At 61.6% G+C, this 13,524-nt stretch carries 10 protein-coding genes; 3 read left to right on the top strand and 7 right to left on the bottom strand.

Going from position 1 to position 13,524, the window contains the following annotated elements; genetic code table 11:
• Positions 1-362 precede the first annotated feature (362 nt).
• From ACFODV_RS04830 to ACFODV_RS04840, 3 genes are all read right to left on the bottom strand, one after another.
• Positions 363-1,715: a NarK family nitrate/nitrite MFS transporter gene (locus ACFODV_RS04830; protein WP_379755441.1), complete on the bottom strand. Its 1,353-nt coding sequence runs from the start codon at positions 1,713-1,715 to the stop codon at positions 363-365.
• Between the two features lie 462 nt (positions 1,716-2,177).
• Positions 2,178-3,212: a patatin-like phospholipase family protein gene (locus ACFODV_RS04835; RefSeq protein ID WP_379755444.1), complete on the bottom strand. Its 1,035-nt coding sequence runs from the start codon at positions 3,210-3,212 to the stop codon at positions 2,178-2,180.
• Between the two features lie 85 nt (positions 3,213-3,297).
• Positions 3,298-4,017, bottom strand: a complete 720-nt coding sequence (locus ACFODV_RS04840; protein ID WP_379755447.1) for a murein L,D-transpeptidase catalytic domain family protein — start codon at positions 4,015-4,017, stop codon at positions 3,298-3,300.
• A 147-nt stretch (positions 4,018-4,164) separates the two neighbouring features.
• Between ACFODV_RS04840 and ACFODV_RS04845 the strand changes: the two genes are divergently transcribed.
• Complete coding sequence (locus ACFODV_RS04845) at positions 4,165-5,781, top strand: L,D-transpeptidase family protein (protein WP_379755451.1); 1,617 nt, start codon at positions 4,165-4,167, stop codon at positions 5,779-5,781.
• Positions 5,782-5,822: 41 nt separating this feature from the next.
• On the opposite strand, the gene ACFODV_RS04850 is transcribed toward ACFODV_RS04845, so the two are convergent.
• The 3 genes from ACFODV_RS04850 to ACFODV_RS04860 all read right to left on the bottom strand — a co-directional run bounded on the left by ACFODV_RS04850 (position 5,823) and on the right by ACFODV_RS04860 (position 10,555).
• On the bottom strand, positions 5,823-7,676 hold the full coding sequence (locus ACFODV_RS04850; protein ID WP_379755605.1) for an ABC transporter ATP-binding protein: 1,854 nt from the start codon (positions 7,674-7,676) through the stop codon (positions 5,823-5,825).
• A gap of 116 nt (positions 7,677-7,792) precedes the next feature.
• The gene (locus tag ACFODV_RS04855) at positions 7,793-9,499 is read right to left on the bottom strand and encodes a peptidoglycan DD-metalloendopeptidase family protein (RefSeq protein WP_379755454.1); all 1,707 of its coding nucleotides are present in this window, start codon (positions 9,497-9,499) and stop codon (positions 7,793-7,795) included.
• Between the two features lie 210 nt (positions 9,500-9,709).
• Complete coding sequence (locus ACFODV_RS04860) at positions 9,710-10,555, bottom strand: pirin family protein (RefSeq protein ID WP_379755457.1); 846 nt, start codon at positions 10,553-10,555, stop codon at positions 9,710-9,712.
• 116 nt (positions 10,556-10,671) lie between these two features.
• Here ACFODV_RS04860 and ACFODV_RS04865 point away from each other — a divergent pair, with 116 nt between their 5' ends.
• Together ACFODV_RS04865 and ACFODV_RS04870 are read left to right on the top strand one after the other, a co-directional pair.
• Positions 10,672-11,589 (top strand): LysR family transcriptional regulator, encoded by a 918-nt coding sequence (locus ACFODV_RS04865; protein WP_379755460.1) that lies wholly within the window; start codon positions 10,672-10,674, stop codon positions 11,587-11,589.
• 127 nt (positions 11,590-11,716) lie between these two features.
• Positions 11,717-12,721, top strand: coding sequence for a glutathione S-transferase family protein (locus ACFODV_RS04870; protein ID WP_379755463.1), 1,005 nt, complete (start codon positions 11,717-11,719; stop codon positions 12,719-12,721).
• A gap of 88 nt (positions 12,722-12,809) precedes the next feature.
• Here the strand turns inward: ACFODV_RS04870 and urtE are convergent, their stop codons facing one another.
• Positions 12,810-13,502, bottom strand: coding sequence for an urea ABC transporter ATP-binding subunit UrtE (gene urtE, locus ACFODV_RS04875; protein ID WP_379755466.1), 693 nt, complete (start codon positions 13,500-13,502; stop codon positions 12,810-12,812).
• Positions 13,503-13,524 lie beyond the last annotated feature (22 nt).

Consider the following 13,524-nt stretch of genomic DNA (forward strand, 5'->3'; position numbering starts at 1 on the left):
CCATTTACTGTCCATATGTCCAGCATTATAGGGCGCCTGCGGCGCCCGCGCTACCTCGGCGGCCCCATCCTTCCCCGCACTAAAAGTACGGGGCATGCCGCGCATTTTGGTCACCTGATACGAGTGTCATACGAGATCCTTCAAGGGGAATGGACAGGTGAGCCAGGCTACGCCAATGTTCGTGTTTGTCTACCACTGACCGATGAGTGCCGGACTGGCGTAGCACTCCCGATGATGGCAGCCGTCTCCTTCAGGATGCGGTGATGTGATGAGAATAGCGGCGCGCCATGGGCCCGGACGAAAGCCGCCGCTTCTGAGAGCGGCGGGCGGGTGGGGCAACTCCCCGGGTGGGGGCGCGAGGCTCAGCGCAGCGACAGGGCGCCGGCGCCGGTGTCTTCGCCCACGGCGTCCTGGTAGGCCTTGGCCTCCTCGGCTTCCGTTTCGTCGGAGAAGCGCACGACCAGCGCGCAGGAGGCCAGCACCAGCACGGTCACCCCCAGGTAGAATAGCCCCTGCTGGTAGGTGATGGCCTCGCTGCGGAACAGGAAGGCGGCGCCCACGGCGCCCACGTTGCCGCCAGCGCCGACGATGCCGGCCACGGCACCCAGTGCCTTCTTGTTGATGAAGGGGACCACGCCATAGGTGGCACCTTCGGCCATCTGCACGAAGAGGCTGAAGACCAGCATGATGCCGATGGCATAGGAGAGCACATGCATCTGGGAGAAGGCGATCAGGGCGATCCCCTCGCAGACCAGGGCGATGAACAGCCAGCGAACGCGGCCCTTCAGGCCCCCATGCTTGGCGAACAGATCCGAGAAGATACCGCCCATGGTGCGGGCGAAGATATTCATCAGGCCGAACAGCCCCGCCAGCATGCCCGCAGTGGCCAGGGTGAGGTCGAAGTGGTCGAAAAAGTAGATGGCGGCGATGTTGTTGATGGTCAGCTCGACACCGAAGCAGATGGCGTAGACCACGAACAGGGCCCAGACGCGGATATCCTTGGCGGCGGCCAGGAAGGTCTGGCCTGCACCGCTGTCGCCGCTGGCCTGGGGAAGCTCGCCCCGGGCGCGCAGGTCCTCGAAGTTGCCGTTGGGTGCATCCTGAGTAAAGCGGTAATAGCAGATGCCAGTGACGAACAGCACGATGCCGGGCACCACCATGGCCAGGCGCCAGCCAAGCGTTTCGCTGACGCCCAGCATCAGCAGGCCGGAGAAGATCAGCGGCATCAGGATTTGGGTGGTACCACCACCCAGGTTGCCCCAGCCGGCGCTGGTGGCGTTGGCGGTGCCCACCACGTTGGGGGCGAACATCATGGTGGTGTGGTACTGAGTGATGACGAAGGCCGCGCCGATGGCACCGATGGCCAGGCGTGCCAGCAGGAAGGTCTCGAAGCTGTTGGCGAAGCCGATACTCATCACCGGAATCGAGCCAAGGATCAGCAGGCCAGAGTAAGCCTTGCGTGGCCCGATGCGGTCGCAGAGTACGCCGATGGCCAGACGCACGATCACGGTGATCAGCACCGAGGCAATGATGGTGTTGCCGATCTGAGTCTGGGTCAGGCTGAGGTCCTCGCGGACCACTGCCATAAGCGGGGCGATACCGAACCAGCCAAAGAAGCAGATATGGAAGGCGAACCAGGAGAAGTGAAACGCGCGCATCTGGGGGGTGGTGAAGTCCAGCAGTCGGATCCTGTTGGCCTTGTTGAGAACGTCCATGGTGTAACCTCGCGGATCAGTCAATCGCGTTAGCAAACGAGCCCTTCGACGTTGAAGGTCAGGTTCGACGCACTCGTGCTCCACGGAGCCTGGTCCACGTCCACCAAGTCTTGATCTGTAATAAGCAAATAAGCTGCCACTTTAGTGCTTTTTAATTATTTTTCAGTGGCTTGAAAAAAAACTAGGGCCGCCTTCATCAGGCGGCCCTCGACCGAGTGGGATAATAAGCAATTCGATGGTGCAGTGCCGCACGCATGTGCCCGATCCTGGTGCCTGTTGCGGCGACCGACGCGCGCTACCACGCGAACCTAGGGGGCTGATGAAGATCACCCTGCTCTATCCAGTCCTTTCCTCTCGCCTACGACAGCAGGCGGGGCTCAGTGTGCTTTCCCGCCTGATTCTGATCGTGGTAACGCCGATGCCGTGCTGCTCTGCAGAATCAGGCTTCCATTCAACGCATTCTCAGCGTGGCGTTTCCGTATCCTGATAGACGCTCTCGACGTCCAGGGTGGAGCGTTGGCCCAGATCCTCGAAATTCTCGACCAGCCACTTCTCGGCGGTGCGCCGACCCTCGTCGCGCAGATGGCAGAGGAAGGGCCACTCGGAGTTGAGCTTGCTGGAGACCGAGAGCTTGCAAAGGGTCTCGTCCCCGGCGATGCGGTGAAAGAGGGTGCCCCCGAAGCAGCCGATGTCCACACCGTGATCGCCGAGGAGGCGCTGGACCATGGCAATCATGCGCACCTCCTTGATAAGGGCGGCGTTGAAGGTGATCTCATTGAGACGGTTCATGATCGCCGCGGCGTTGGTGGGCAGCTCTTCGCGGTAGATAGGGTTGATCTGCACGATCATGATGTCTCGGGTGCCACAATGCTCCATCAGCGGCATCAGCGAGGGGTTGCCCATGTAGCCGCCGTCCCAGTAGGCCTCGCCGTCTATCTCCACCGCCTTGAACACCGTGGGCAGGCAGGCCGAGGCCATCACCGCGTCCAAGCTCATCTCCTCGCGGGTGAAGATACGCTGCTTGCCGCTGCGCACGTTGGTGGCGGTGACGAAAAGCTTGAGGTCCTCGCAGTGGCGCACCCGCTCGAAATCGACCCTTTCGCTGACGATGTCGCGCAGCGGATTGAGGTCGAAGGGGTTGAGCTGGTAGGGCGAGACCAGCCGGCTCATCAGGTCCATGGCGATGTAGCCCGGCGAGTGGTCGAGGCTCCAGTTGCCCATGAGCTTGTCCAGCGGGGTGCGCTGGATGGGGCTGGACCTGCCGGCATGGCTGACCGCTTCCCAGAAGTCGTGCAGCGCCTGGCGGGCGGTGTCGCGGTCGCCGCGGGTCAGGGCATCGGCCATTACGACACCGTTCATGGCCCCGGCGCTGGTGCCGCTGATCCCCTCGATCTCGATGCGGGGATCCTCGAGCAGACGGTCCATCACTCCCCAGGTGAAGGCGCCGTGGGAACCACCGCCCTGTAGCGCCAGGTCGATACGTTTGGTCTCGGTCATAAGTGTCCCTGCTTTTGCTTTGATGCACTGCACAAAGCGTCAGCATAGCCCTCTGCCAGAGAGACGCAAACGAAAACCGCCCGTCTCAACGCATGGCGAGCTGACCTTCGACGCGGTCGCAGGCCAGATAGGCGGAGCCCTCGAGCCACTCCTGGTCCGGGTAGTAGACAAACAGGTACTGCTCCTCCTTGATGCTGTCGATCAGGGAGTAGGTAACATCCTGGCGCACCGCCGGGCAGCCGTGGCTGCGCCCCAGGCGACCGGTCTGTTCGATGAAGCTGTCGCTGACGTAGTCGGCCCCGTGGATGACAATGGCGCGCTGGTAAGCCAGGTCGTTGATGCCAGTTTCCAAGCCTTCCAGGCGAAGCGAGTAGCCGTTGCGACCGTAGTAGGTGTTCATGGTGCGAAAAAGCCCCAGGCTGGATTGGTGGCTTTCCGGGACATTAGAGAAGGTGGTAGCCATGGCGTCACCGGAGCCCTGGCCGTGGGAGACAAGCTCCTTGAACAGCAACTCGTCGCGGTTGAGGTCAAAAACCCATAGACGTGGCTCGCTGGAGGGGAGCGAATAGTCGATCACCGCCAGGCGCTCGGCGTCCGGGTCGGCGCAGGCCAGGGCATTGGCGGCAAGCGATAGCACCTTAGGGTCTGCGCCAGGCGCCAGGCGGTTGAGTCGTTCATCCAGGGTCTGGTCCTGGAGCACCTCGGGGTGCAGGGTCTGGGCGAGGAAGGTATCGGCATGAGCCTGGCCGGAAGCGAGCAATACGCAGCCGGCGAGCAGGGGCAGGGGAAACAGTGATGGGATCATGAAGACGGTACCTTGAGAGTCGGTAACTGACGGGAAGCCAAGCAAGGTTAAGCGAAGCCTGCTTCCCTGTGGCCCCGAACCTGTGGCTATTATGGAGAGAGAGCCAAGGAAAGCCAATTTAGCCTTAAACGATAAAAGGAACCGAACATGCGGTTATTTGTTCCCATCCTCGCCACAGTGGTGCTGTTGGTATCCGCGTCTATTAGTGCTGAGGAGCCGCATGACGTCCAGACTGGCAGCCTGGAGGTGGAAATCGCCCTCCTGGTGGCCGAGCAAGACGCCGAGCTGCAAGATTTCTATGCAATCCGTGATTACCGCCCGGCCTGGGCGGAGCGCCAGCGGGTGGCGGCCTTTGCCGAAGCCCTTCAGACCCTCGAAAGCGATGGATTGGACCCGAGTGACTACCGGGCAAACCGGCTGGTAGCCGAACGTCGCCGACTTCACGAGTCAGATGCCGCGCTGGTTGAGCTGGCGCAATTTGACCTGGAGACCTCCGCGCTGCTGCTGACGGCGTTGAGCCATCTGCAGCGCGGTCGCCTTGATCCGCGCCAAGTCGACCCTCAGTGGGAGATTCCGGTGGCGCCGGCGCGACTCGATCTCGACACCATATCCCGGGCCGTGGACGGCCAGCGATTCGAGCAGGCCTTCAGCGAAGCGCGCCCACCCTATGCGCCCTACGAGCGGCTGCGCAGCGGCCTGGCACGCTACCGCAACATCCAGCGGGTGGGCGGTTGGCCGCCGCTGCCTGAGCAGCCTCGCGTGCTGCGCTTGGAAGATGTGGATGACACGGTCAGCCTGCTCCGTGAGCGGTTGGCCATGGAGGGGGAGCTCGAGGTAATGGCCGCCGACCCCTCCGCCTTTCCGCGCGCCGAGCTTGAGACCCCGGACCCGCGGCGATTCGATGCTCTCCTGGAAGAGGCGGTGAAGCGCTTCCAGCGCCGCCACCTGCTTGAGGCGGATGGTATCGTCGGTCCCCAGACACGAGACGCCTTAAATGTGCCGGTAGCGGCGCGTATCGATCAGATTCGACTCAACCTGGAGCGTGCTCGCTGGCTGCTGAATGGCCTGCCGGAGGCCTTCGTGCTGGTGGATATCGCCGGCTACCGGCTCAGCTATTTCCGCCCAAACGGCGAGATATGGCGTTCGCGTATCGTGGTGGGTCAGCCCTATCGACGCACCCCGTCGCTGCGCTCCGAGATCACCCACATGACCGTCAACCCCACCTGGACAGTGCCCCCTACCATCATGCGCGAGGACGTCCTGCCGGCGATCCGTCGCGACCTGGGCTATCTGCAGCGGCAGAACATGCGGGTGCTCAGCCCCTCGGGTCAGCGCCTTGATCCCCGACAGATCAACTGGTGGAGCCCGGGCAACGTGATGATCCGTCAGGATTCGGGACCTCATAACGCTCTGGGGCAGGTGGTGATCCGTTTCCCCAACGACCATCTGGTCTACCTGCATGACACCCCGGCCCAGGGGCTCTTTGCCCGGGAGCAGCGAGCCTTCAGCTCAGGCTGCATCCGTGTGCAGGGCGTGCTGGAGTTTGCCCAGCTGCTGTTGGACGACACCGAATCTGGCCAGAACGTGCAGGCGCTGACCGCCAGCGGCCAGACCCGCAACGTGCCGCTGGCCAGCCGCATGCCGGTGATCCTGCACTACTGGACCGTGCATCCGGGTGAGGATGGCCAGCTGGTGTTTCGACCGGATATCTACGACCGTGACGACGACGTGCTACGGGCACTCAATCGCACGTCGGTGCTGTAGACGCAGGTCTGACACCTCGGCGATGCATGGCGCGATGGCGCCTACTCATAGCCTTTCGCCTGCAGCCGGAACAGCCGGGCATAGCGTCCGTTGGAGGCCATCAGGCTGTCGTGGTTGCCCTGCTCCAGAATCTCACCGCCGTCGATCACCAGTATCTGATCCGCGGCGCGCACGGTAGAGAAGCGGTGGGAGATCAGCATGGTCATCTTGTTGTGGCTGTGCTTTCGGAAGTCGGCAAATACCGCTGCCTCAGCGGCGGCGTCCATGGCAGCGGTGGGTTCATCGAGCACCAGGATGTCGGCGCTCTCGCGCATATAGGCCCGCGACAGGGCAACCTTCTGCCACTGGCCGCCTGAGAGCTCCTGGCCCCCCTTGAACCAGCGGCCCAGCTGGGTGTGGTAGCCGCCGGGCATCGAAGCGATGAAGTCGTCGGCAAGGCCACGCCGCGCCGCCTCTTGCCAGCGCGCTTCGTCGTCGAAGGCGGCTACGTCGCCGGCCCCCAGGTTCTCGCCCACCTTGAGCTGGTAGCGTACAAAGTCCTGGAAGATCACCCCGACGCGCCGCCGAAGGGCCCGGACGTCCCACTCGCGCAGGTCGCTGCCGTCCAGCAGGATGCGCCCTTCACTGGGCTCATAGAGTCGGGTAAGCAGCTTGATCAGCGTGGTCTTGCCGGAGCCGTTGGCGCCTACCAGCGCCAGGCTCTCGCCGGGGGATAGATGCAGCGAGATGCCGGCAAGCGCGGGATTTTCGGCGCCGGGGTAGGTGAAGCCAACGTTCTCGAAACGAATGCCGTCGCTGGGGTGGGCGCCTTCGGTCAGGGTGCCGGTCTGCGCTGCCACTGGCTGTTCCAGATACTCGTAGAGGTTGGAGAGGTAGAGATTGTCCTCATACATCCCGCTCACCGAGGTCAGGCTCGCCGAGAGTGCCCCTTGGCCCTGCTTGAAGACCATCAGGTACATGGTCATCTCGCCCAGGGTCAGACCGCCCGAGATCGTCTCCACCACCACCCAGGCGTAGGCACCGTAAAAGGCCAGGGTGCCGATCAGCCCGAGGCCGAAGCCCCAGCTCTCGCGGCGCAGCGTCAGGCGGCGATCTTCGCCGTAGAGGGTATCGAAGATCTTCCGGTAGCGATCCAGCAGCAGGGATTCCAGGCCGAACAGCTTGACCTCCTTGATGCTGTCTTCCCGGGCCAGCACCGTCTCCAGATACATCTGCATGCGGGTCTGTGGCGAGCGCCAGCGGAACAGCCGGAAGGCGTCGCCGGAGAACTTGGCCTCGGAGAGGAACACCGGCAACGCCCCTACCATCAGGATCAGCAGGGCCCAGGGCGAGAACTGCACGAGCAGGAAGCCGAAACTGACCAGCGAAATGCCGTTCTGGGCGAGACCGAAGGTCTTGTTAACCAGCCCCAGCGGGCGTACCGACGCCTCGCGGCGGGCCCGAGTCAACTTGTCGTAGAACTCAGAATCCTCGAACTGGGCCAGGCTGACGGTGCCGGCCTTCTCGAGAATCATCACGTTGACCTTCTGGCCCAGCAGGGCACGCAGCAGCGACTGCTGGGCCGAGAGGCCACGCTGGGCCATGGCGATGGCGGCGATAATCCCGGCCTCGGCCAGCACGTAGCGCAGCACCGGCCAGGTGCTTTCAAAGGTGATAGCCGCGCCGGTCTCTCGGTGGTAGGCCATGGCCGCTACCACGGCGTCGACGATCAGCTGACCAATCCAGGCCGCCACAGCCGGCAGCACACCGGCTACCAAGGTGCACAGCGCCAGCCCCACAGTGAGTGGCCGCGAGGTTTGCCAGACCAGGGTTAGCGCCCGACGGCTGTAGCGAAAAACCCCGAAGAAGGCCGCCAGGCGGTTCGTGGGTGGGGGCGTGGGTTGGGTGCGACTCATGTGGGGCGAGGACAAACAGTGTCTCCGTGATGGGAGAGGGTCAGCAATGAATGGCAAGGGCCCTTAACTGCAGCGCCCCGCTGAAAAGCGGGGCGCTGCGTGGTGTCGGCGAAGGTTCAGCCCTCGTCGTTGCTTCGGCGGCTTGCCACCACTGTTCCGGTGTCGCCGCTCTGCAGGACAGCCAACAGCGGTTCTGCCTGTCGGCGGAAGGCCACCAGCTTGTCGCCGGAGAGGCTCTTGTTTTCCGGAAGGGAGACGGTCATCGCATTGACCTGGCTGCTGTTAACCAACACTTCGTAGTGCAAGTGCGGACCCGTGCTGCGGCCGGTGTTGCCGGACAGCGCAATGCGTTCGCCCATGGTCACTCGATCTCCGCGGCTGACCAACGGGCGAGAGAGGTGCAGATAGCGGGTCTGATAGCCGTTATCATGGCGTACCACGATGTAGCGCCCCGCTGTCGGATGGTTGGCCACTTTTTCCACTCGGCCGTCTGCCGGAGCAACGACCGGCGTGCCGATAGGCATGGCGAAGTCGGTGCCGCGATGTGGGCTCACGCGACCGGTAACCGGGTGCTTGCGACGAGGATTGAAGTTCGAGCTCAGCCGGTAGCTGCCCTCGAAGGGATAGCGGTTGAAGGCCGGATCGAGGCTTTCACCGTTGGGAGTGTAGAAATTGTTGTCGGTATCGTTGCGAATCAGGGTCAGGTCGAGTCGCTCTCCCTCGTACTGCACGGCGAGCACTCGCGGATCGAAGCTGGAGCCATCGATAATGTCGGACTCCACCAGCACCTGAAAACGATCGCCGCGACGGGTGTCGCGGCGGAAGTCTAATTTCTTGCCGAGTACGCGGGACAGCTCGCTGATCTCCGCGCTGGAGAGACCGGTGGCCTGGGCGGAGCGGGTGAAGCTGCCGCTGACGGTACCCGCAAACAGCCGCTGGGAGGCCTCACCGGTGCGCTCGATGGTGGCAACCTCGAAGCCGCTGTCATCGCGCTCTACCAGGAAACCGTCTCGGGCGTTGCGCATCATGCGCATGGCCAGGAGGTTGCCATCTTCGTCGAGCTGATAATCAAAGCTGTCGCCGGCCCGCCAGCGAGCCAGGACGGCCTTGTCGGGTAATTGGTCCAGAAGACGAATTACCTCGCTGTAGCCCATGCCAAGACGATTTTGGGCCATCACCGCGAAGGTATCACCCTGCTTTACTTCGTAGGTCTGCCATTCTGGCACAAACGATTTGTTGGCGGCGATCTCCTGCTCGAGAATCACGGGTCCATCTTCGAATAGCCCCAACTCATCATCTGGCAACGGCTCGTAGGAGGTGGCGTCGGCCATCAGAGTGCCGTCATGGTCCAGCATGCCGCTGCCGATGGTGCCTACCACCACCGCCATGTGCACGGCACCCTGATCAAGGTGGGTCGGTAGCGCTTCGGCAAGGTCGGCTTCAGGCTGGCTGTTGGACGGTCGAGTGAGCGCCAGTGGCAGATCGCCATCCGCTGAGGCGCTGGCACTGTCGATCAGCTCAAGCTCGAAGGACTCCTCATCCACCAGATTTGCCAGCGGCATGTGCTGGCGAGTAGCGTCCAGTGCCTGGCTGGCAATATCAATGGCATCCCCAAGGGGGCTGCGCTGGAAACTGAGCGAAGGAAGCCCCGGGCTGGCATCAACCTCGAGGGGGACGATCACGGTGTCTAGCGTGCGGTGTTCACGCTGAACATCCTGATAGGTAGTAACGATTTTCTGTGCGCCCAGCACGGTGACCATGGTGGCAACCGGCAACAATAACAACTTATGCGTGCGGGGCAGCGAATGAAGGATTCGCAACATGGGTAAGGGCCAGTGAATAATGGAAAAGAAAAAAAGGCCTACGAACTCTAACCCATGACGTATGGCATGCCTAGCCTGTACATTTGCACAGTAAAGCCGTTCACAATGAAATGTGAACGGACTCGAGGCGTCAATAAACGATATTTGTTACTGAATGTTATTTAAGCGCAGGCCAGATAGGAAAATCAACCCTTCACACGGAAGATGGCGTCAACCCGTAAGAGTCCCGTCCTGATAGTCGCGAAGTGCCTGCTCGAGTTCCGCATGGCTGTTCATCACAAAGGGACCGTAGTGCGCGACAGGCTCGCGGTGGGGGATTCCCGCAAGCAGCAGCGCCTGGCCGCCCGATGCACTGGCTAGCGCAAGACGGTCGCCCGCAGTGAGGCGTGCCAGATGTCCCGCCGGTATTAAAGTATTGCCTACGACCAATTCGCCCTCGAACACATAGACCAGCAGGGTGGGGGCATCAGTACGCAAGACCAGCTCACCACCCGATGCAACGCTCGCATGGGCGACGCCGCCGCTGCCTGCCAGCGCATCGAGAGGACCCACGATGATCTGGCCATCGTCGCGAGTCCAGCGACCGCCAAGGGCGACCAACTCTGCGCCACCGCCGATAAGGCGAGGCATTTCACTGCCGTGCACATCACGGTATTGCGCCGGGCTCATCTTCTCGCTGGCGGCCAGATTCAGCCACAGTTGAAAAGCGTGCAGGCCCTGGCTGTCGGTGAGTGGCATCTCGGAGTGAATGATGCCGCGGCCGGTATGCATCCACTGGGCGTCGCCGGCATTGATGGTGCTCGAGTGCTTCAGGTGGTCTTCATGGGTCAGGCCACCGTGGATCACATAGGTCAACGTCTGTATGCCGCGGTGCGGATGAGGCGGAAAGCCGCCGATGTAATCGTCCGGACGCTCGGAGCCGAGCTCGTCCAGCATCAGAAAAGGGTCTAACCCGCCAGTGAAGTCGTGGATCCGCTTGATCTTGACACCGTCACCGTCCTGACTGGGCTGGCTGGGCTGCAGGCTTTCGACCTGACGAAGCGTGGATGTTGTCATGGCAGGTACCTCTTGATGCGGTGACAAATTCTTTATGGTGAGCAACGTTGTATTTTAGGCCGAATTTTTCGAAGATTAGGCGCAATAATTCGCTTGTTTAGTTCGAGGATATCGAAATGTCGCGTGTCACCCTGGCCCAATGGCAAATGCTGGCGGCGGTGGTCGATCACGGCGGCTTTGCCCGCGCCGCCGAAGCGATCCACAAGAGTCCCTCCACGCTCAACCATGCGGTGCATAAGCTCGAAGAGTTGCTTGGCGTCCAGATGCTGGAGCCCGTCGGCCGCCAGGTGCGCCTGACCGAAGCCGGCGAGCTTCTGCTGCGCCGTGCGCGGCAGCTAATCGAGAGCGCCGCCGCCCTGGAGGATGTGGCTGGCCGGCTCTCGGAAGGGCTGGAGGCAGAGGTGGTACTGGCCGTGGATCAGGTCTTTCCCTCCGACGCCCTGGCCCGCGCCCTGGACGAGTTCTCCGATACCTACCCTTACGTGCGGGTACAGCTTCACGAGACGGTGCTCAACGGCGGCATCGAGATGCTCTACGACGGTAGTGCCGATCTGGTGATCTCTGGTCTTTCGCCCCAGGGCTTTCTGGGCGAGCCGCTGGTCACGGTGCGTTTCGTGGCGGTGGCCCACCCAGAGCACGCCCTGCATCGGCTCGAACGCAGCCTCGACCTGCGCGATCTCGTGCAATATCGCCAACTGGTGGTACGCGATTCGGCGCTACGGCAATCCATGGATGCCGGCTGGCTCAAGGCCGAGCAGCGCTGGACCGTGAGCCACCTGGAAACGTCTATCGACATGGTGGAGCGCAGCCTGGGGTTTGCCTGGCTGCCCGAAACGCGTATTCAGGACGCGCTCGCAGCCGGTCGGCTCAAGCCGCTGGCGCTTTCCGCTGGTGGCTTACGGGAGATCCCCGTGCAGCTTATTTACCGCGATCGCGATCGTGCAGGTCCCGCTACTCGCGCCATGGCCGAGACGCTGATCAGGAAGGTAAGCGATAATATATCCGGTGATTGTTCGATTTTGTCGAAAGAATAGGCCCAGTTTATGCGCTTAACTATCGATGATTTCGTACTAGAATAGTCAGCCACTCAAATCGCCAAGTACGACGTTGGTCAAGTACAACGTTGGTCAAGTACAACGCTGACAGTAAAGGAGAGTTTCTATGGGCCTGTTGATCGATGGCAAGTGGCATGACCAATGGTATGACACCGATAAGCACGGCGGCGAGTTCGTGCGTGAGTCCGCGCAGTTGCGCGACTGGGTCACTCGGGACGGTGGCAAGGGGCCTGATGGCCAGCCGGGCCTGCCCGCTGAGCCCGGGCGCTATCACTTTTACGTTTCGCTCGCATGCCCCTGGGCACACCGTGTCATGATCATGCGCAAGCTCAAGGGGTTGGAGGACCTCATCGGCCTGTCCCATGTCAGTCCGCTAATGCTCGACCAGGGTTGGACCTATGACGTGGACGAGGGGGCGAGCGGCGACCCGATCAACGGCGTCGACTATCACCATCAGCTCTATACCCTCACCGATTCTCACTACACCGGACGTGTGACGGTACCTGCCCTGTGGGACAAGCAGGGGGCACGCATCGTCAACAACGAGTCGGCCGAACTGCTGCGCATGTGCAACGGTGCCTTCGATGAGCTGACCGGGAACCGGCTGGACTTCTACCCCGAGGACCTGCGAGAGACCATCGATGCGGTCAACGAGGACGTTTACGACCACATCAACAACGGCGTTTACAAGTCCGGTTTCGCCACCGAGCAAGAGGTCTACGAGAAGCACGTGGTGGCGCTGTTCGATTCACTTGATCGCATGGAAGCGCGCCTCGCAAAGCATCGCTATCTTGCCGGTGAGTGGTTCACCGAAGCTGACATCCGTCTTTTCAGCACCCTGATTCGCTTCGACGCCGTCTACCACGGCCACTTCAAGTGCAACCTCAGGCGCATCGAGGACTACCCGAACCTTTCGAACTACGTGCGTGAGCTTTACCAATGGCCAGGCATCAAGGAAACGGTGAACTTCGACCATATCAAGCGCCACTACTACTATAGCCACGATAACATCAACCCCACTCGAATCGTGCCTTACGGCCCTGTGCTGGGCCTCGAACGCCCCCACGATCGTGAGCGGCTGCCGGGCAAGGGCATTCGAGAGAAGGGCTAACGCGGGAGATTGCAGAAGCGCTGATTCCTCATGGGGTTCAAACCGCTTCTTAATCAGGATTCAGGATATTGCCGCTTGAAATCGGTCGTTAGACCGACAGGAAGGCGGTGATCTTTTCTGCATCGCAGCCCTCCCTGGCCACATCGTGCACCATATTGCCGGACTCTATCACCATCAAGCGGTCGGCAACATCCAGAGTAAAACTCAGGATCTGCTCCGAGACGACGATGGTGATGTCTCGCATCTGCTGAATTTCGTTCAGGGTATGTGCGATTTCCTTGATGATGGAGGGCTGAATCCCTTCGGTGGGCTCATCGAGCAACAACACCTTGGGTTCGGAAACCAGTGCTCTTGCTATGGCAAGCTGCTGCTGTTGCCCGCCGGAGAGATTGCCGCCCTTGCGGTGGCGCATCTCTTGCAGTACCGGGAACATCGAGAAGATCTCATCCGGCACACGACTCCGCTGCGTGGCCGTTTCCAGTCCTGCCTGGATGTTCTCCAGCACCGTGAGGTGGGAAAAGATCATCCGCCCTTGAGGTACATAGGCCAGACCGGCCGCAACCCGCGCGTGGGAGGGGAGGCCCGTAAGTTCCTGGCCGTCGAGCACGATGTTGCCGGCATTGTGCTTAAGAATGCCGATCAGGGTCTTGAAGACGGTTGTCTTGCCCATCCCGTTGCGACCCATGATTGCCAGCGTTTCATTCTTGTGGGCGGTGAAGGCGACGTCATGGATCACCTCGCTCTGCCCGTAACTGACCTTGAGACCCGAGACTTCCAGCATCGCTCGCTCCTTACTGTCTGTT

Source organism: Halomonas tibetensis (genome assembly GCF_042643535.1).
Taxonomy (GTDB): Bacteria; Pseudomonadota; Gammaproteobacteria; order Pseudomonadales; family Halomonadaceae; genus Halomonas; species Halomonas tibetensis.